The sequence below is a fragment of the Candidatus Hamiltonella defensa 5AT (Acyrthosiphon pisum) genome, from assembly GCF_000021705.1.
In the GTDB taxonomy this organism is placed as follows: domain Bacteria; phylum Pseudomonadota; class Gammaproteobacteria; order Enterobacterales; family Enterobacteriaceae; genus Hamiltonella; species Hamiltonella defendens.
In genome coordinates this window covers 455,438-474,900 of the sequence record NC_012751.1, presented here as the reverse complement: position 1 = coordinate 474,900, position 19,463 = coordinate 455,438, and the positions used below count along the sequence as shown (strand labels likewise).

The 19,463-nt window shown below is 39.0% G+C and carries 20 protein-coding genes; 8 read left to right on the top strand and 12 right to left on the bottom strand.

The genetic code is table 11. The features are described 5' to 3' along the window. Nucleotides 1-41 precede the first annotated feature (41 nt). Nucleotides 42-491: a universal stress protein UspA gene (gene uspA, locus HDEF_RS02340; RefSeq protein WP_012738184.1), complete on the top strand. Its 450-nt coding sequence runs from the start codon at nucleotides 42-44 to the stop codon at nucleotides 489-491. Nucleotides 492-532: 41 nt separating this feature from the next. Here uspA and HDEF_RS02335 read toward each other — a convergent pair whose 3' ends face one another. Beyond that, nucleotides 533-1,666 (bottom strand): multidrug effflux MFS transporter, encoded by a 1,134-nt coding sequence (locus tag HDEF_RS02335; protein ID WP_012738183.1) that lies wholly within the window; start codon nucleotides 1,664-1,666, stop codon nucleotides 533-535. A gap of 56 nt (nucleotides 1,667-1,722) precedes the next feature. Here HDEF_RS02335 and HDEF_RS02330 point away from each other — a divergent pair, with 56 nt between their 5' ends. After that, nucleotides 1,723-2,211, top strand: coding sequence for a hypothetical protein (locus HDEF_RS02330; protein WP_234809435.1), 489 nt, complete (start codon nucleotides 1,723-1,725; stop codon nucleotides 2,209-2,211). On the opposite strand, the gene HDEF_RS12390 is transcribed toward HDEF_RS02330, so the two are convergent. Both HDEF_RS12390 and HDEF_RS02325 read right to left on the bottom strand, forming a co-directional pair. Beyond that, nucleotides 2,203-2,364: a hypothetical protein gene (locus HDEF_RS12390; protein WP_012738181.1), complete on the bottom strand. Its 162-nt coding sequence runs from the start codon at nucleotides 2,362-2,364 to the stop codon at nucleotides 2,203-2,205. The two genes, HDEF_RS02330 and HDEF_RS12390, sit on opposite strands and share 9 nt — an antisense overlap. A 117-nt stretch (nucleotides 2,365-2,481) precedes the next feature. Then, nucleotides 2,482-3,831 carry a hypothetical protein gene (locus tag HDEF_RS02325; protein ID WP_012738180.1) on the bottom strand — a complete coding sequence of 450 codons (1,350 nt, stop codon included), beginning with the start codon at nucleotides 3,829-3,831 and terminating at the stop codon, nucleotides 2,482-2,484. A gap of 708 nt (nucleotides 3,832-4,539) precedes the next feature. On the opposite strand from HDEF_RS02325, the gene folB reads away from it, so the two are divergent. Further along, a complete protein-coding gene (gene folB, locus HDEF_RS02320; protein WP_012738178.1) occupies nucleotides 4,540-4,938 on the top strand; it encodes a dihydroneopterin aldolase in 399 nt (132 codons plus the stop codon). On the opposite strand, the gene rplY is transcribed toward folB, so the two are convergent. Together rplY and HDEF_RS02310 are read right to left on the bottom strand one after the other, a co-directional pair. Then, complete coding sequence (gene rplY, locus HDEF_RS02315) at nucleotides 4,900-5,199, bottom strand: 50S ribosomal protein L25 (protein WP_012738177.1); 300 nt, start codon at nucleotides 5,197-5,199, stop codon at nucleotides 4,900-4,902. The genes folB and rplY overlap by 39 nt on opposite strands. A 120-nt stretch (nucleotides 5,200-5,319) precedes the next feature. After that, nucleotides 5,320-5,772, bottom strand: a complete 453-nt coding sequence (locus tag HDEF_RS02310; RefSeq protein ID WP_012738176.1) for an SRPBCC family protein — start codon at nucleotides 5,770-5,772, stop codon at nucleotides 5,320-5,322. 311 nt (nucleotides 5,773-6,083) lie between these two features. Between HDEF_RS02310 and infA the strand changes: the two genes are divergently transcribed. Next, nucleotides 6,084-6,302 (top strand): translation initiation factor IF-1, encoded by a 219-nt coding sequence (gene infA, locus HDEF_RS02305; protein ID WP_012738174.1) that lies wholly within the window; start codon nucleotides 6,084-6,086, stop codon nucleotides 6,300-6,302. A 95-nt stretch (nucleotides 6,303-6,397) separates the two neighbouring features. Here the strand turns inward: infA and clpA are convergent, their stop codons facing one another. The 3 genes from clpA to mdh form a co-directional block, all read right to left on the bottom strand. Further along, entirely contained in the window at nucleotides 6,398-8,686 is a 2,289-nt protein-coding gene (clpA, locus tag HDEF_RS02300; protein ID WP_012738173.1) for an ATP-dependent Clp protease ATP-binding subunit ClpA, read from the bottom strand. Nucleotides 8,687-8,713: 27 nt separating this feature from the next. Beyond that, nucleotides 8,714-9,031, bottom strand: coding sequence for an ATP-dependent Clp protease adapter ClpS (clpS, locus tag HDEF_RS02295; RefSeq protein WP_012738172.1), 318 nt, complete (start codon nucleotides 9,029-9,031; stop codon nucleotides 8,714-8,716). A gap of 104 nt (nucleotides 9,032-9,135) precedes the next feature. After that, nucleotides 9,136-10,074 carry a malate dehydrogenase gene (gene mdh / locus HDEF_RS02290; RefSeq protein ID WP_012738171.1) on the bottom strand — a complete coding sequence of 313 codons (939 nt, stop codon included), beginning with the start codon at nucleotides 10,072-10,074 and terminating at the stop codon, nucleotides 9,136-9,138. Nucleotides 10,075-10,337: 263 nt separating this feature from the next. Between mdh and aroC the strand changes: the two genes are divergently transcribed. Beyond that, nucleotides 10,338-11,402 (top strand): chorismate synthase, encoded by a 1,065-nt coding sequence (gene aroC / locus HDEF_RS02285; RefSeq protein ID WP_012738170.1) that lies wholly within the window; start codon nucleotides 10,338-10,340, stop codon nucleotides 11,400-11,402. Nucleotides 11,403-11,478: 76 nt separating this feature from the next. On the opposite strand, the gene tsaD is transcribed toward aroC, so the two are convergent. Then, on the bottom strand, nucleotides 11,479-12,480 hold the full coding sequence (gene tsaD / locus HDEF_RS02280; protein WP_012738169.1) for a tRNA (adenosine(37)-N6)-threonylcarbamoyltransferase complex transferase subunit TsaD: 1,002 nt from the start codon (nucleotides 12,478-12,480) through the stop codon (nucleotides 11,479-11,481). 222 nt (nucleotides 12,481-12,702) lie between these two features. Here tsaD and HDEF_RS02275 point away from each other — a divergent pair, with 222 nt between their 5' ends. The 3 genes from HDEF_RS02275 to ung all read left to right on the top strand — a co-directional run bounded on the left by HDEF_RS02275 (nucleotide 12,703) and on the right by ung (nucleotide 15,723). After that, nucleotides 12,703-13,413, top strand: coding sequence for a Bax inhibitor-1/YccA family protein (locus HDEF_RS02275; RefSeq protein ID WP_012738168.1), 711 nt, complete (start codon nucleotides 12,703-12,705; stop codon nucleotides 13,411-13,413). Nucleotides 13,414-13,715: 302 nt separating this feature from the next. Next, nucleotides 13,716-15,080, top strand: a complete 1,365-nt coding sequence (srmB, locus tag HDEF_RS02270) for an ATP-dependent RNA helicase SrmB (RefSeq protein WP_012738167.1) — start codon at nucleotides 13,716-13,718, stop codon at nucleotides 15,078-15,080. After that, the gene (ung, locus tag HDEF_RS02265; RefSeq protein WP_086934971.1) at nucleotides 15,052-15,723 is read left to right on the top strand and encodes a uracil-DNA glycosylase; all 672 of its coding nucleotides are present in this window, start codon (nucleotides 15,052-15,054) and stop codon (nucleotides 15,721-15,723) included. Before srmB ends, ung begins: the two co-directional genes overlap by 29 nt. A gap of 255 nt (nucleotides 15,724-15,978) precedes the next feature. Here the strand turns inward: ung and ptsG are convergent, their stop codons facing one another. From ptsG to holB, 3 genes are all read right to left on the bottom strand, one after another. After that, nucleotides 15,979-17,412: a PTS glucose transporter subunit IIBC gene (ptsG, locus tag HDEF_RS02260; protein ID WP_012738165.1), complete on the bottom strand. Its 1,434-nt coding sequence runs from the start codon at nucleotides 17,410-17,412 to the stop codon at nucleotides 15,979-15,981. A gap of 238 nt (nucleotides 17,413-17,650) precedes the next feature. Next, nucleotides 17,651-18,448 carry a metal-dependent hydrolase gene (locus tag HDEF_RS02255; RefSeq protein WP_012738164.1) on the bottom strand — a complete coding sequence of 266 codons (798 nt, stop codon included), beginning with the start codon at nucleotides 18,446-18,448 and terminating at the stop codon, nucleotides 17,651-17,653. Nucleotides 18,449-18,477: 29 nt separating this feature from the next. Continuing rightward, the gene (holB, locus tag HDEF_RS02250) at nucleotides 18,478-19,461 is read right to left on the bottom strand and encodes a DNA polymerase III subunit delta' (RefSeq protein WP_012738163.1); all 984 of its coding nucleotides are present in this window, start codon (nucleotides 19,459-19,461) and stop codon (nucleotides 18,478-18,480) included. Between the last annotated feature and the right edge of the window lie 2 nt (nucleotides 19,462-19,463).

The window sequence follows — 19,463 nt, the reverse complement described above, 5'->3', positions numbered from 1 at the left end:
AAATATAAAAATCACAATTTAATATAAAGGAGATTTTCATCATGGCCTATCAACATATTTTGATTGCAGTTGATCTTTCTGAGGAAAGTCAAATTTTGTTAGAAAAAGCAGTTTCCATGGCAAGACCCTATCATGCCAAAATTTCTCTCATACACGTGGATGTGAATTACACCGATCTTTATACAGGTTTAATAGATCCGCCTTTTGGGGATGTTCAAAAACATATTGCTGAGGAAACGAAAAAAAAATTAACTCAGTTATCCCAAAGTACCGATTATTTTATTACTGAAACCTTAATCGGAAATGGAGCATTCGCGGAAGTTTTGGTGGATGCCGTCAAAAAATATGAAGTGGATTTAGTGCTATGCGGACATCATCAGGATTTTTGGAGTAAGTTGATGTCCTCCACTCGTCAGCTGCTGAGTGTTGTCCATGTCGATATGCTGATCGTACCTCTAAGAAAAGCAGACATCACCGAGAATCAAAATTAAAACTTAATTTTGAGTGGAGGTAATCATACTATTTTTTTATTTCAATGACTGATTGAAGATGGCCGGTATAACCAGGCTATCATCGCACAAGCGGTAAGAACAAGGCCCAACTGCTGTACCACACCAGCCAGCCCTAGCATCAGAGCTAACAATAAATAGTAAACCAGCCCGAACAGCGCTCCTGCAGCGCCTGTCTGCTCACTATATTGACGCAAAGCATGGCTCAGTATATTGGGAATCGCGATTCCATAAGCAACAACCACCCCGACTACAGGCACCAAAATCCACGGAGAGCTCTGTAAACCCCATGCGGCAATGCCGGATAATAGTGCCAAACTGCAAGCATGACGCACCAGTTGTTCCGTGTGTTTGTTTGAAGCCAACAACTTGCGGTTTAGCAGGCTGCCAAAAAGGGATGAGAACATCAGTAAAAATCCAGTCCAACCAAAAGCTCTGGAATCCCAACCGAACTGTTCGAAAAGAAAAGGTGCAAGACTGTAATAACTGAATATCATTGTATTGAGCAATGAAATCAGCATAGCGTTTCGCCAAAATGAGCTGTCTCGCGCCATGCGTACAGCCAGACTGAGCATACTGTGCCCGATCGTATTTTCAGGCCGCGTTTCCGGCAGAGCAATAGCCGTCAGCACGAGCAGCAATATCGAGAACGATGACAGAGCAATAAACACCCCCATATGCCCGTAAAGACTCACCAGCCAGCCTCCGCTCAACAACCCAAACACCGGGCTCACTGCCAGCGCTGCGCCTATGATCGAAAATACGCGAGCCAATGCGGTTGACTTATAACTGTCTCTCAACATGGTTTGCACCAGGACCGAACCTGCAGCGGCACCCAAAGCTGCCACCATACGAGCCAGTAGCAACATGTTGAAATTGATAGCCACTATCGCGAGGGCTTCCCCTAAAGCATAGAAGGTGAGACCAATCATCATGGCGGGGCGTCTACCAATGCGATCGCTCAACCAGCCCCATAATACGACTCCGATGGCAAAGGAGACAAAGTAGACTGACAGTGTTTGAGCCGCTTGCTCACTGCTGACTCTGAACGAAGAAGCAATATCTGGTAGCGCCGGGCTGTAAATGGTTTGCACCAATTGTGGAAACATGATCAACAATATTAATAGCCACAGTGGAGGCTGATTTATGTTTTGCATGAAAAATCCTTAATCGTAGTGAAATGAGTGCCATGATAACGAAACCAAATATGTTAATGGAAATCACAAAGAGTAGACAGGTTGTTATAAAAAAGGATAATTCAAAAATTGAATGTTTTAATACCAGTTTGGAAGAAAAAAACTTTTTATTGCTTATTCGGGCAGAAAAAGCAGCGCAAAAAACAACAGATGCAAAAACTAAAGTAATGGCACTTGTTAATTCAGAAAAAAATCGCGGAATGGACAAGATGCAAGAAGGCGGGGTCTCCACATTGGCCTTTATTTGGGCCGTTATCGACAACAGAAAAGCCAGAGAATTTAAGGAAAGTTTTATTTTACCCTATCTGTTACAGGAAATGACCCAGGTCTTGAGCACTACCCTCTCCGCCGACCACCTGGCCCTCAAATATGGTTTGTCTCAACGGCAAGTCTTGAATGTGATTCGATGGGCTCAAACATCCTCTGATTTAACTCAGGCACACCCCCCTATACTCAATAAAACAGATAAGGCGCGTCATAATCTGATGTCTGTTAAATCAGGTTGAAGCTGCCGCTGCTTTCTTAATCTCAGACACAATAAATTTTTCAGGCGTTACATATTCAGAGTCAGCATATTTCAAGAAAAAGTCATTTAATTGATTGGAGTTTTCTTTTAGCCAAATTCTAAAGATACCGATGTTCGGTTCAGCAAAATACACGGCTTTTTCTTGCTTATCATTTTTTTCATCGCTAATGACAAAAGAAGTTGAATGACCATTTCCAGCTTTATAAAATAAACGGATGTCTAATGATTTGTTTTCAGTAGTAGCCCAAACCTAGTTTTGTAGAAAGGCAACGGTTGACTTTAAGTTTTCTGCTGCATCTTCAGCCTTAAAACGATTGAGTATTTTATACTCTATATTTCTTTCTTTAAGGTATTGTTTGACATTCCTCAATGTGCCTACCCTGCTTTGTAATTCATTTAACTCATGCACATATGGTAAATTAATTTTCCCTTTTCTCTGACCTTCTGAGGGATCCGGATAGAGCTTTTTTAGGAATCCTTCAACCCTCTCGTCTGCTAAAACACTCAGAGAAATTGCAGTGGAAATGCCAGAACAGATACCACTAGGGAGAGCTATAAAAAAACGACCTTTACTTTGACTGAACGGCATGATCAACTCAACGCCTGGGGCTGATTTAAGTAAGCCTTCCCTTTGTGCTCTTAATTCTGAACTAATCGATTTACAGTGTGAAGAAAAAACTTTTATCGACCTATCTTTGGACAACTTCACTGTATTTCCAACAAGCCTCTTATTCTGCTCGAAAATAGATGTCATCTTATCTCTGTATTCATCTGCTGTTACCGGTGTACCATCTAACTCAATGATGAACAAATGACTTGTGCTTAAGAGGCGAAATATGCCCACCGAATCTATTGGATTGATACCAGTCCTACTGATGTTCAGATGGGCTAATTTTGGAAGCAGCGTATCCATGTTGTGAGGCAACTGAGTCAGATTAGGATTGTCATTCAATTGTAATGAAGATATGTGATTAAAATCTTTTTCGAGCAATAATGTAGGAAAGCGTGTTAAATGGCACTCAGATAAATCGAGCGTACGGATGGGGAGACCCGCCTTACGAATTTTTCGTAAAGCTGAATGGATTAAACTTTCATCTGTAATACCTTTACAGTCCAGTTTTCCTGTTCGGGCTACCTCGTCGAGCTTATCTTGCAAAAACTTATTTTTAGTCCTTGTTCTTGGTGGCACTGGCGGTTTCTGTCGCTCTGGTGCCACTGACTTTGAGAGTAGGTTCGCTTCGTGTTTTTGTTTTAACTCTTTGTATTTTTGCTTTGTTTCTCCTGTTTTTTCTGGTACCGATGGGGGGATCTTTTTCCCTTCAGTGCTTGTTGCTCTTGGCAATACTGGCTTCTGTAGCTCTGGTGCCACTGACTTTGAGAGTAGGTTCGCTTCGTGTTTTTGTTTTAACCTGTCGTATTCTTTCTTTGTTTTTGCTGTTTTTGCTGTTTTTTCTGGTACCGCTGGGGGACGCTTTTTCCCTTCAGTACTTGTTGCTTTTGGCGATGGCCGTTTCGCTTCCGGTTCAGTGGTATTTGTGACAGACTGTAGGCTTTCAAATGCTTTTTCGGATGGTTTTTTTATTATAAGGCCTTCAAACATAGCCTTTATGTTAGAAAAATTGCTACTGTTAGGAATTTAGATTAGTTTTAGTCATAAATTTTTTCTTATATTTTATGTAAGTTAAATGAACAAAACTTACGCAAAATTGAGGATTCATATCCCATCGAACACACATGTAGTGCTTATTTAGATATTTTTTCTTAAAATATATGAGGCTTGCTTAAGTTCTAATGAAAATAAATTTCATAGGGAAATGTAATATTTTAAAAAAAAATTAAACTTTCAAAAACCGCTCATTTTCTTTTTTTTAATTTTTTTCCTTAAAATTCATTTCGTAAAACTAATAAGTGAATCACCCTGAGGTTTTTTGTTCTTAGGAGTCTTAATGTCTTTGCTCAGCACCCTGTCTCGATCTGCCACTATTAACAAAGTCAATCTTAGGATAATCTCTGTTTTTTTGAGGAGGATGATAAAAAATGAGAAACAGGCATTATCCATCAAAGATGTGTGATTTTATCAAAATTGAGCGTGATATGATTAAGTATCATAAGAGAACAGGCCTTTCCGTACGATATTTGGGCACCAAATACTAAACCAAAACAATCTCATTCAGGCAATAAGGTAATGACAAGACTGATGTCAGGTTTCAATAAAAGCAATAACCATCCATTAAAACAAGTAATGCATCAGCGTAGCCATCAACTCATCTCTCGAATGCTGGCGGCTTTAGAAAATTAAAAGGGAAAAATGGACATTTTATTTATCGAGGCCTTGCGCATATTCACACTGATAGGAGTTCATGATTGGGAAAAAACCCTACGACAAGAGCTGATATTTGACATCAAAATGGGGTATGAGAACAGAAAGCCTGCCAGCAGCGATCAGGTCGAAGATTGCTTAAATTACGTGGATATTTGTGATTCGGTGCAGCAACACGTCACAAGACAGCGTTTTGAATTAATTGAACGGGTGGCAGAAGAGGTCGCCGATCTTTTATTGCAGCGTTTTTCTTCCCCTTGGGTGTGGATCAAAGTCAGCAAACCCCGCGCAGTCTCCAGCGCGGGCAATGTGGGGGTTATTATTGAACGATCAAAATTGGCTACGTCATCAGACTTCATTCGCCCGTATGAAATCCATATGCGTTAATTTAGGCTTAAACGGATGTCTCTGAATAGCTTGAATCTTTACTTTCGTTTTTTCTTCTCCAACCTCAAGTGTCAGTATTTCATTATAAAACGCGGGATTGGCTTCAAGGTTTTTCACGACATCATGATCCAGGACAATAGACACAGGAGGAAGGCTACCTCCATAAACAGTGGCGGGGAATAGGCCGGCTTTACGGAAGCGACGACTGGCCGCCGTGCCTTTTTCTTCTTTTTGACGTAATTTAGCATTAATGACGATCATTTTTTTCTCTCTTTTTGAAGCGTGAATCAACTTTGATGATACTGAGGAAATTTTTATAAAAAAGTGGCGCATTCTAACGAATGCTTTGCCAGGCAGCAAACTTATTTGAAAAGATCTCTTTTAAAAGGCAATTCTTTCATCAACCCCGTAAATTACTTTGGCACGCTTGGTGAAGGCCTCCAGCATATTTTCACCCAAATCTTTAAATAGTCCTCCAAATGCTAATGCAAGTAATTTGTTAGTGAATTCAAAATCAAGATGAAAGTCAATTTGACAGGCCCTGGGGCTTAAGGCTGTCAATTTCCAACTTCCTGTCAGTGCTCGGAAAGGACCTTCAATCAATTCAATATTGATACTACGATTAGTCATTAAAGTATTACGGGTGATAAAAGTTTTATGTATACTCGCTTTAGCAATTTTTACTGCGGCTATCATTTCATTATCAGTGACATTGATGACTTTACTGCCTACACAGCCTGGTAAAAATTCAGGGTAAGCACACACATCATTAATCAGTTTATACATCTTATCAGCACTAAAAGGGATCAATGCAGAACGATGAATTCCTAGCATCATAATTTCCTAAAAAGATAACGTATGATAAATCAAAAACGAATCATACTATTTTCCGTGCTTCAATAAAAATGAAGCTACACTTCATGTCCGGTTTTTTAGAGGGCTGTAATGTCGTAATAGGCGTCACTGAAAACATTCAAAAACAATTCATAAATAAAAAACAAAATAAATCAATTTATTATTCGTATATCAAGGTTTTTTTAGATGCGATTGCCCTGGAATAATTCCACGATCCTTTACAAAATGGGCATTTTTCGGCATTATCTGCCCGCATTTTAGAATGAAGGTAATGATATTAAGAGGAGCTTATGGCGAAAGAAGACAATATTGAAATGCAAGGAACAGTGCGAGATGCCCTACCGAATGCGATGTTTAGGGTTGAATTAGAAAACGGCCACCATGTCACGGCGCACATTTCAGGCAAGATGCGTAAAAACTATATCCGTATATTGACTGGTGATAAAGTCACTTTAGAACTCACACCTTATGACCTCAGCAAAGCCCGCATTACTTTCCGTAGCCGGTAAAAAGTGTTTCGTGTTTCGCTTTTCGAAGATAGTTAGAAGATAGTTATAGGATAGGCTCTGTCTTTTTTATCTCACTATTAGTGAGTGATTTTCGGCTAATGAAGAACGTTTTCCTTTTTGGTTTTAAGTTCTTCGGTACTACAAAACTGACAAAGCAGCTGGTTTTTTTCTTTATCTAATACCACAGTGACCGATCCCCCTTCTACCAAGGCCCCAAATAAAAGTTCATTCGCAAGAGGCTTTTTGATGTGCTCCTGAATAGTTCTTGACATTGGCCTGGCTCCCATGGATTTATCGTAACCCTTCTCAGCCAGCCAATCACGAGCATCGTCACTGACTTCCAGTGAGACGCCTTTTGCATCAAGTTGTGCCTGCAATTCAACAATAAATTTATCCACTACTTGTTGGATCACGTTTATAGAAAGACCATTAAACCAGATGATATTATCAAGTCGATTACGAAATTCAGGGGAAAAAATTTTTTTCACTTCCAACATGGCATCAGGGCTGTGATCCTGCTCAGTAAACCCAATCGATTTTCGCTCTGTCTCTCTTACACCTGCATTGGTTGTCATCACAAGAATGATATTGCGAAAATCCGCTTTTCGCCCATTGTTATCAGTTAACGTACCGTTATCCATCACTTGTAAAAGCAGGTTAAAAATATCTGGGTGCGCTTTTTCAATTTCATCTAATAATAATACGGCATACGGATGCTTGATAACAGCATCAGTCATTAGGCCGCCTTGTTCGTAACCCACATAGCCTGGAGGCGCTCCAATTAAACGACTCACTGTGTGATGCTCAATATATTCCGACATGTCAAAACGTAATAATTCGATATCCAGCGCTTTAGATAGCTGTAAAGTGACTTCTGTTTTTCCTACCCCTGTAGGGCCAGCAAATAAAAAAGCACCCACAGGTTTGTTCTCATTGCCTAACCCTGCCCTGCTCATTTTAATGGCTTCTGTCAGCATAGAAATGGCTTCATCTTGACCAAAGACCAACATCTTTAAACGATCATTCAAATTTTTTAATACTTCTTTGTCATTGACTGAAACCGCTTGTTCGGGTATACGCGCGATACGAGCAACTACAGATTCAATATCTGATACATTGACCGTCTTTTTTCGCTTACTCAGTGGAAGCAATCGGCTAGAAGCTCCTGCTTCATCTATGACATCAATGGCCTTATCCGGTAAATGACGATCATTGATATATTTCGCAGATAGAATGACGGCCGCTCGCACTGCTTTTGAGGTATAACGGACATCGTGATGTGCTTCATATTTTGTTTTTAATCCATTAATAATCTGGATCGTTTCTTCTGTTGTGGGTTCAATAATATCAATTTTTTGGAAACGACGCGCTAAAGCCCTGTCTTTTTCAAAAATCTTACTAAATTCTTGATAAGTCGTTGAACCCATCACACGAATTTTTCCGTTAGAAAGAAATGGTTTTAATAAATTGGCGACATCTATTTGCCCCCCTGAAGCTGCACCTGCTCCAATAATGGTATGAATTTCATCAATAAATAAAATACTGTTTTCATCCTCTTGCAGGGTTTTTAACAAGGCTTTGAAACGCTTTTCAAAATCTCCTCTATATTTTGTGCCAGCTAATAAAGAGCCAATATCTAAAGAGTAAAGAACGCATTTTTTAATAATCTCAGGTACATTTTCTTGTACAATTTTCCACGCCAAGCCTTCTGCGATCGCGGTTTTACCTACCCCAGATTCCCCTACCAGCAAAGGATTATTTTTTCGACGACGACACAATACCTGTACAGTGCGTTGTAACTCTTTGGCTCGGCCAATTAAGGGATCAATATGACCAGATTGAGCCAGATGATTTAAATTAATGAGCGCGCTTTCAATATTCTCGCTGGATGATGAAGCGCCAGGATCTTTAATCACGGAATTTTCTGTGGTTTCTTTATTTTCTGAAAAATCTTTACGTATACCATGAGCAATAAAATTGACGACATCCAAACGAGTGACATCATGTTTACGCAGTAAATACACTGCTTGTGATTCCTTTTCGCTGAAAAGAGCGACTAAAACATTAGCACCTGATACTTCGCTGCGCCCAGAGGACTGAACATGAAAAACGGCACGTTGCAATACGCGTTGAAAGCCCAGGGTAGGCTGAACATCACATTCTTTATCGCTTAAAGGAAATACAGGTGTGGTTTTTTCAATAAAAATTTCGAGTTCTTTGTGTAAAACCAGCAAATCAACGTGACAGGCTTCTAAAGTTTCTTTTGCTGATGTATTCGTTAACAGAGCCTGTAATAAATGTTCCAGGGTCATGAATTCATGTCTATTCCTACGTGCCGTAGCAAAAGCAATATTCAAAGTCAGTTCAAGTTCTTGATTAAGCATATTCTTTCCTCTCAATAGATACGTTGCTCAGGCTTTTTCCAGGGTGCACAGAAATGGATGTTCGTTTTCTCTGGCATATTGATTTACAGATGCTACCTTCGTTTCCGCCACCTCTGCCGTAAAAGTGCCGCAAATCGCCTTTCCCTGATAATGAACTTTAAGCATCAATGCTGTTGCCTGTTCAAGGTTATAAGAAAAGAAGTTTTGGAGCACATCAACCACAAATTCCATCGGAGTATAATCGTCATTATTCAATATCACTTTATACATATCAGGTGGCTTGACAGCACTTATTTCCTGCTCATTTAATAGGTGTTCAAAATTCAACCCGCCGTTTTTATTCATTTTGTTACTCTTTAACTATGTTTGATATTTTAATAAAAAGGTTAGATTTTATCTCTCACAAAAAAACGAAAAAATTATTTGAAGCTCTTTTTTTAAAAAAATTTTTATTGATTAAATTGTTCAGCGAGCCCTATGTCTTTGTTTAACTCATCCAATATTTTTTCTAAATGCTTTTGTTCAAAAGCGCTTAACGCCCCTATTTCTTTATATTCGGCAATACCATTTTCATTTAAAAGAACAGGTTGTGCAAAAAAACGAGGATACTGTTTACGATCGCTTTCAACATAAGCGTATTCTACAATCCCTTTTTCACCATTTAATGCACGAACTAATGAAAAACAAAATAAGGCAGCTGCATAAGCCATGGACAAAGTAGCAGACCCTCCCCCTTCTTTTGCTTTTACGACCTCTGTACCTGCATTCTGGATACTCTGAGTCAGAGTCTTTATTTCGCTTTCAGTCAAACTGATATCAGGTATTTGGGATAATAAAGGTAAAATAGTGACACCTGAGTGCCCACCAATCACAGGCACTTTAATATTTTCTGATACCTTGTTTTTTAGTTTAGCAATGAAACTCCTTGCTCGAATAATATCTAATGTCGTGATACCAAATAATTTATTTTTGTTATAAACACCGGCTTTTTTAAAAGTTTCGGCCGAAATAACAACTGTGCTGTTCACTGGATTGGTGATAATCCCGACCAATGCTTTTGGACAAGTATGTGCAATGTCTTCTGTTAATTTTCGAACAATACCTGCATTTACGTCAAATAAATCTGAACGCGCCATTCCTGGCTTACGTGCTATACCCGCTGCAATTAAAACAATATCTGCACCTAAAAGTGCAAGCGTCGGATCTTTACCACTAAAACCATTCACCGTCACATCTGTTGGGATATGGCTAAGATCAACTGCAACCCCTGGGGTAATCGAATTAACATCATAAAGCGCAAGCTCTGAACCTACAGGAAGCTGGGCCTTTAGTAAAAGAGCAAGCCCTTGACCAATGCCTCCTGCTGCACCAAGAATAACTATCTTCATTTCACTGATTCCTCATTATTTAAAATAATATTAGACCTGTTTCAAAACTTATTGTAAACGTGCGACTGACTGTCGGAATTCCTATCTTATTTTTAGGTGAAAATTAAGTGAGTCCAAGGTAAAATAAAAATAATTTGAATGCCTTTTTGAGCGAAAAGATAAGGCGATTTATCTGACACAATTCATCTTCATAAAAATAAAAATTCATATCCTCCAGATTAAGTGTGAGTCACTACAAAATCAGCTTTAAAAAGGGAGCTTAAATGGCAGGCAATAGTATAGGGCAAATTTTTCGTGTGACTACATTTGGTGAATCTCATGGTGTCGCTTTAGGCTGTATTGTTGATGGTGTTCCTCCAGGATTATGGCTTTGTGAAAATGATTTACAGATAGATCTAAATCGCCGACGCCCAGGCATGTCACCCTATACCAGTTCGCGTCGCGAATCCGATCAGATTCGTATTCTTTCAGGCATTTTTGAAGGTAAAACCACAGGTTCTAGTATTGGATTGCTGATCGAAAATAAAGACGCTCGTCCACAAGATTATCAATCGATAAAGGATCTGTTTCGACCGGGTCATGCAGATTACACCTACCAAAAAAAATATGGCATACGGGATTATCGTGGCGGAGGGCGGGCCTCTGCACGTGAAACAGCAATGCGTGTTGCAGCAGGTGCGATTGCAAAAAAATATCTTTTTGAGCATTTCAGCATTGAAATACAGGGGTATTTATCTCAGATAGGTACGATTTGTTGTGAATTTAAAGAGAAAGAATGCATTGAAGCTAACCCTTTTTTTTGCCCCGATCCTCATAAGGTGGAGGAAATTGCCGAATTAATATGTGCTCTAAAAGAAAGAGGGGATTCCATCGGGGCTAAAATCACAATAATGGCTAAGAATTTGCCTGTCGGTTTAGGCGAGCCTGTGTTCGATCGCCTTGATGCAGATTTAGCTCATGCACTCATGAGCATTAATGCGGTTAAAGGGCTAGAAGTAGGTGAGGGGTTTTCTTTTGTGAACAAATTGGGGAGTGAAAGTCGTGATGAAATGACGTCTTCTGGTTTTTCAACGAATTATTCAGGAGGCATTTTGGGTGGGATCAGCAGTGGGCAACCTCTGCTGGTTCATCTGGCACTAAAACCCACTTCCAGCATTGCAATACCCGCCAAAACGATTAATCAACAAGGAGAAACAGTTGAAATGACTACTTCTGGCCGCCACGACCCCTGTGTGGGTATTAGAGCAGTGCCTATCGCTGAATCGATGCTCGCTATTGTATTGATGGATCATTTGTTACGTCATAGAGCTCAATGTGGTCATTTTTAAAGACCTAATTTATTGCTATTTGATTCTGATATCGACTCTAAAGTTGACAATAAAAAAATTACGTCCTCTTTTGGGGCTACTGTGAAAGTGCCCATTTTGGATGTACAGAAATACTCAAATCACTTCGGCTGCCTTCTTGAATACGCCGCCACCCTGCATAAGCTATCATGGCTCCATTGTCCGTACAAAATTGAGGCCTTGCATAAAATACCTTTCCTTGTCGTTCGTGCATGATGACGCTGAGTTTGCTTCGTAGTTTTTCGTTTGCACTCACCCCTCCTGCTAAGACTAATCTGGTTAAACCCGTTTGCTCTAATGCGCGTTCAGATTTGATCGCCAAAGTATCGATAACGGCTTTTTCAAAAGCGTAAGCAATATCACAGCGAGTTTGCTCGTCTTGGTGGTTCGCACGAATAGTAAGAGCTGCCGCAGTTTTTAAACCTGAAAAACTAAAATCAAGCCCAGGTCTATCGATCATCGGGCGTGGAAATATAAAACGATCAGGATCTCCCTGCTGGGCTAAATGTGCCAACATTGCGCCTCCTGGATATTCCAGGCCCAGCAATTTCGCCGTTTTATCAAAAGCTTCTCCGACTGCATCATCTAAAGATTCCCCTAAAAGCGCATATTTTCCTATCGCATTCACCTGGACCAACTGGGTATGACCTCCAGAAACGAGCAGTGCAATAAAAGGAAAATCTGGCACCTGATCCTCAAGCATTGGCGCCAATAAATGGGCTTCCATATGGTGTACCGGCACTGCGGGAACATTCCAAGCGAAAGCCAATGCGCGTCCAACACTTGCACCGACTAATAACGCGCCGATTAAGCCCGGCCCTGCCGTATAAGCTACGGCATCGATTTCTTGAGGAGAGACGCAAGCTTCCTTTAGCGTGGCTTGAATGAGAGGGACGATTTTACGAATATGATCTCGTGATGCCAATTCAGGCACAACCCCGCCATATTGCGCATGTAATTTCACTTGACTGTACAATTGATCGGCCAATAAGCCAGATTCTGAATCATAAATCGCAACGCCTGTTTCATCACAGGATGTTTCTATACCTAAAACACGCATCATTTTCCTATCTTGTTATTGAAAAAGAGGTTTAACATCCACATTATCTTACTTAAATAGGCAGAATATGATATTGATTCATAGAGACTCTCTGCCTTAAATGAAGAATTTCGCCTTAGCTGTGAAATTTCTATGGTATTCTTGGCATAAAGGTGAGTTTTGATTATAAAATTCTCCTCTTACTTCAAATCTTATTTATTCACATCATTAAAGGTAACCATCATGAATCGCTATTCAAAGTCTAATGGTTCTATTATCGAGGGCCGTAGCACAGGTATACAGGTGTATATGTCTCAAGTATACGGCTGGATGACCTGCGGTTTATTGTTGACCGCATTCGTTGCTTGGTATGCGGCTAACAACCCAGCCATCTTAAATTTGATCTTTTCGAGCCAAATCGTTTTTTTTGGTCTTATTATTGTGCAGCTAGGATTAGTTTTTGTGATTTCAGGTATGATCCACAAGCTCAGTGGGGCTATGGCCACCAGCCTTTTTATGTTGTATTCCGCATTAACAGGCTTGACGATATCCAGTATCTTTGTTGTTTACACCCAGTCGTCTATCGCCAGCACTTTTGTGATCACAGCAGGCATGTTTGGTGCGATGAGTTTTTATGGTTATGTCACAAAGAGGGATCTCACTGGTTTAGGTAATATGTTATTTATGGGTGTTATTGGTATTTTACTGGCTTCCATCGTTAACATCTGGCTTAAAAGCAGTGCACTGATGTGGGCTGTAACCTATATCGGCGTTGTTCTATTTGTAGGTTTAACGGCTTACGATACCCAAAAATTAAAAAATATGGGTGAACAATTAGACAGTAATGATAAAGAAGGGTTTCGTAAATATTCTATCGTAGGTGCTTTAACGCTTTACATTGATTTTATTAATTTATTCTTAATGTTAATACGGATTGTAGGTAATCGACGTTAATTCTTAAACCATCTTACTGGGCTGATCTGCAGCCCTATCAAGAAAACTCTTTCAAAGCATAAAAATGAATATTCTATATACAAATTTCCACCCACGTTACGGAGGTGGTGATGATATTTACATAAAAAATTTGGCTAGCATCACACAGGCGGACCTTTATTTTGCTTGCCCTGGATCTAGCAATCTCTATATGGATTTAAAACAAGCTGATAAATAACTTTATCCTAACCTCAAAGGTTATATCCAATTTTAGATGCCCTCAATTCCATAAAGACTTAAAAACACCACCAGGTAAAAAAGAGATGATGAGCCCGCCTTTTTGTGAATTTGATTTAGATCCCTGTTTACTGCGCGCGTTAGAGGATAAAGGTTACCTTTCCGCCACAGCGATTCAAACAACAGTGATCCCAAAAGCAATGGAAGGACGAGATCTATTAGGCTCAGCTCCAACGGGCACCGGCAAAACGATCGCTTTTTTGATTCCAGCACTTCAACATCTTATTGATTTTCCTAAAAAAAAACCAGGCCCCCCTCGTATTTTGATACTCGCCCCTACACGTGAATTAGCCATTCAAGTAGCAGATCAAGCGACTGAACTGGCAAAATACACCTCATTAAAGGTCGCCAAAATCACAGGAGGAGTGGCATATATGAACCATACGGAAATCTTCAGTACAAATCAGGACATTCTGGTGGCCACTACAGGGCGATTGCTGCAATACATCAAAGAGGAAAATTTTGATTGCCGGGCAGTGGAAATATTAATACTCGATGAAGCGGATCGCATGCTGGACATGGGTTTTGCTCAGGATATTGAAGTTATTTCTGCTGAAACTCGTTGGCGTAAACAAACTTTACTTTTTTCTGCCACGCTAGAGAGCGCCACGATTCGTGAATTTTCTGAGCGTGTGCTCCGTGATCCCATTTACTTAGAAGCGGCGCCTTCAGTACGAGAACGAAAAAAAATCCTTCAGAGTTATTATCGTTCAGACAATCTGCCGCATAAGATCGCTTTACTCTGTTACTTATTGAAAACTCCTTCTGTACAAAAATCCATCATTTTTGTACGTACTCGTGAAAAAGTACATGAACTTGTTCATCGTCTTCAATCAGAAGGCATTCACAGTGGATATTTGGAAGGGGAGATGGTGCAAACCAAACGTACCGAAGCTATTGCTCGTTTAAATAGTGGTCGCATTCAAGTTTTGGTTGCAACCGATGTTGCGTCTCGTGGCTTAGATATTGAGGATATCAGCCATGTCTTCAATTTTGATATGCCCTATACCGGAGATGTTTACTTACATCGAATCGGCCGAACGGCTCGTGCAGGTCGTAAAGGGACAGCTATTTCACTGATTGAAGCCCATGATCACTTATTATTAAAAAAAGTAGAGCGATATCTTAAAAAAACGATAAAACCAAGAGTAGTGGATGAATTACGGCCCACAACGAAAGCACCAAATGAAAAAAAAGCAGGGAAACCTTCTAAAAAAGTGTTAGCAAAACGTGAAGAACAAAAAAAAGCCAAAAAAGAAAAAACGAAAGTGAAAGTGAAAGTGAAAATACGTCATCGTGACAAGAAAAACCTCGGTAAGCGTCGAGAGCCTAAAAATTTAAAGAAAAATAAGGAAAATGGCAATGCCAGCTTCTCTTCTCACCTGGCGTGATGTCATAGGCGCAGAAAAAAAAGAATTTTATTTTAAGGATACTTTGGCCTCTGTAGCTGCCGAACGTCGTTCAAATAAAATGATTTATCCCTCTCCAGAAAATGTATTTAATGCCTTTCGTTTAACGGAATTTGGAGAGGTAAAAGTCGTGATTATTGGGCAAGATCCCTATCATGGGCCTAATCAGGCACATGGTTTATCTTTTTCTGTTTTACCAGGTATTGTTTTGCCGCCTTCCCTGGTGAATATCTATAAAGAGCTGCTCAATGACATTATAGGTTTTGTATACCCTAATCACGGTTGTTTAGAAAACTGGGCAAAACAAGGGGTTTTATTGCTGAATACTGTTCTGACAGTCGAAGCGGGGCGAGCGAACTCTCATGCGCATCTTGGCTGGGGTATTTTTACTGATCGTGTGATTGCAGCTCTGAATCAGCATAATCATCGGATTATTTTTTTACTCTGGGGTTCTCATGCACAAAAAAAAGGAGAAATCATTGATACTCAGCGTCATTTTATTTTAAAAGCGCCGCATCCATCGCCTCTATCTGCTCATCGAGGATTTTTTGGATGCAAGCATTTTTCAAAAACGAATCAACTGTTAGAACAGCAGGGATTAGCACCTATCAGTTGGCAACCCTAATACCAAAAGCACCGGTATTTCTGCTCTGAATCGGTTAGAGTTTATAAAACCATGACAATTAAATTTATAAGATAAATCATCAATCATTTTTTAAAATAAAATTAATTATCATACTGTATTTATTTTCAATTACTTAAATACAGTTGCCGCCCTCATGATAACTCCTAAATAAAAAAATTTTTATCTAATATTTCAATAACTAACATGTTATTCAAAGAATTCATCAAAAATTTAAAAATAATTTAATTTTTAAAATTAATTATTACGAATATATTCATCCATATCCGTTTTTAAATTATCAGATTGAGTTCCAAAGATAGCCTGAACCCCTGAGCCGGCGATCACTATTCCTGCAGCGCCCAGCTTTTTTAAGCCTGCTTGATCTACTTTAGAAACATCGGCCACACTGACACGTAAACGGGTAATACAAGCATCTAAATTGATGATGTTCTCTTTTCCTCCAAAGTTTTCAACTAAGGCCTCAGACATTTGCTTACCATTTTGAACATCTATTATGGTTGAGATCAGTTCTCGGCCAGGTGTTTTTAAATTCCATTTAGTAATCAAAAAACGGAAGCTCGCGTAATACACTAAGGCATAACAAGCACCAACCAGAGGAAATAGCACAGTTCGATGGCCATTACCGCTCAAAAGAATAAAATCAATTAAACCTTGAGAAAAACTAGTACCACTGGTCATACCGAGAGCAATACAAAGAGGAAAAGCCAATCCTGATAAAATCACATGAATAACATATAGGACAGGGGCTACAAACATAAATGAAAACTCTATTGGTTCCGTGATCCCTGTCAAAAATGAAGTCAATGCCGCAGAAATCATAATACCGCTGACCTTTATGCGATTTTCTGGCTTTGCTGAATGCCAAATTGCAATCGCAGCAGCAGGGAGGCCATACATTTTAAAAAGAAAAGCGCCTGCCAGTTTACCCGCTGTCGGATCACCGGCCATGTAACGAGGAATGTCGCCGTGAAAAATTTGTCCAGCAGAGTTCGTGTATTCTCCCACCTGCATCTGAAAAGGCACATTCCAGATATGATGTAGACCAAAGGGAATGATGGCACGCTCAACAAATCCATATATAGCAAAGGCAATACTCGGATTTTGATATGCCGCCCATTCTGAAAAAATCTGTATTTTCTTTCCAATAGGAGGCCAGATAAAAGCTAATAATACCCCAAGAAGAATAGCGAAAAATCCAGAAATAATGGGAACAAAACGCTTACCTGAAAAAAAACCAAGATATTCAGGTAATTTAATACGATAAAAATGATTAAACATATAGGCGGCAAGCCCACCTGCAATAATACCCCCCACGACACCAGTGTCATTTAAATGATGCTGATGTATCTGATCAGATGAAATATTTAATAACAGAGATTCAAGTACAGCGATTGTTTTCGCCATAATGGAGTAAGCAACGACAGCAGCTAATGCCGCAACACCATCGTTATTAGTAAAACCTAATGCCACCCCAATGGCAAAAATTAATGGCATATTGGCAAAAATGGCGCCGCCCGTTTCTGACATAACATCAGAAACCACATCAGGTAGAAAGCTGAAATGAATGGAGCCTAAACCTAGTAAAATACCCGCTATGGGCAATACTGACACTGGAAGCATAAGCGATTTACCCACTTTTTGCAGGTTTGCAAATGCATTTTTAAACATAATTCAAGAGGCTCCTAGTAATAAAAAAGAAAATCAATTTCTATATGTAAAAATGAAAATTCCTTTTTAATTATTTTAAAACAAATGAAAAATAATATTTTGAATATTTAATATAAATCATATTATTTTCATAAATAAAACATATCATATTAAAATAACTTAATTAAATATGTTATCGTTATATTAAATTAATTAAAAATTGATAATATCATTTTTATTGAAGCTTATACTAAAATATTTACATTATATTAAAAAATATTGATTCGCTTAAATGAAATAATTGAATAAAGTTACTTGTTGTCGTATCAGCTAATTTTTCTAAATTTACATTTTTTAATTCTGCAATATACTCAGCAATTTCTCGCACATAAGCGGGCTGATTTTCTTTTCCGCGATAAGGCACAGGGGCTAAATAAGGTGAATCAGTTTCAATTAACATTTTATCTAAAGGAATATAACGAACAACATCACGTAACACTGACGCATTGCGAAATGTCACAATACCTGAGAAAGAAATGTAAAATCCTAAATCTAATAGTTGCTGCGCAGCCATTTTATCTTCAGTAAAGCAATGCAAAACGCCACCACAATCCCGTGCATTTTCTTCTTTTAAGATGTTTATAGTATCTTTAAAAGCATCACGTGTGTGCACAATGACAGGCTTGTTTAATTGACACCCAACCATAATATGCTCTCGAAATACTTTTTTCTGTAGCGCGATTTGATCTGATGAGTAATGATAATCTAAACCTGTCTCCCCAAGCGCTATGACTTTTTTTAATTGACATAATTGTTTCAATTTTTGCATGTCATAATGTTGATCAAGATTCAGAGGATGTGCTCCACAAGAGAATGCGACATCATTGCGTTCGCCAATCACAGAAAAAAAATGCTCAAAACCCTCCAGAGTGGTCGCCACACAGAGCACAAATTTGACGTTACGTTCTCTTGCTTTTAGTAGTACGTCATCAACGCTTTGATGTAATTTTTTATAATCTAAACTATCCAAATGGCAGTGTGAGTCGACTAATAACATGATATGAATCCTAGATATTGACTTGCAGATCAGAGCTCATTCAAGGCATTTTCAAAATTTAAAAGTTGCTCTGTGAGCAATAATTCTTTATTTATCCCCACTATCGATAATAGTTGGTGACGGCAATAAATCGATTGGCGGAGTATTTTAAATAATCCGCTAATAGAAAATAAAGTTGCTAACTTTTCAACTAAAGGTTGTTGATCTTCATTAATCATAGAGAACGTTATTCCGTGGTGATATTTTAAAGCATCCAACAATAATGAAATCAACCAGTGAAGAGTATCCTCGATATTGTCATGGTTCAGTTGAGGTAACAACGCCAAAAAATTTTGGCGAGACAAGACATCACTTAATGTAAGACAAAAAAAAACTCTTTCATTCCAACGATCTTTTTGCAGAAGAGATAAAGCGGATAATGGAGCACCAGAACTTAATTTCAATGCTGTTGATACAAGGATTGGATCTGCGCCTGTTTTTTCTGCTAACCATGTTAAAGTTAAATTTGTTGGTGGATTAAACAAACGCCAACAAAAACAACGGCTTTTTAACGTTGGCATTAAAACTGAAGGGGTATGACAACCTAAAAGGAAATAGGTATTTTTTGGAGGTTCTTCTAACGTTTTTAATAACGCGTTCACTGCAGCAACAGTGAGATCGTGGACATTAGGGATAGAAATGACCCTGGCTCCTCCCTGTTGTGGATGGTGTGACAGTTTTTCGATCACCTGTCTGATGGAATCGATACCTAAATTTCTTTGGTTTTCTTTTATTTTAAACAGGTGACAGTCTGGATGATGTCCGGCCAACATTAAATGACAGCTATGGCACTGACCACAACTTTTTTTGCCTTGTCTTTTCTGGCAAAGCAACCAGCGGCTTAAACCGTAAATAAGGGCGTTTTTACCATTTCCTCGTAATGCATGAATCAGTAATGCATGATGCCCACGTCCTAAAATGTGCTGCTCTACTAATTGATGATAATGAGCATTGAGCCACGGATACCAATTCATTC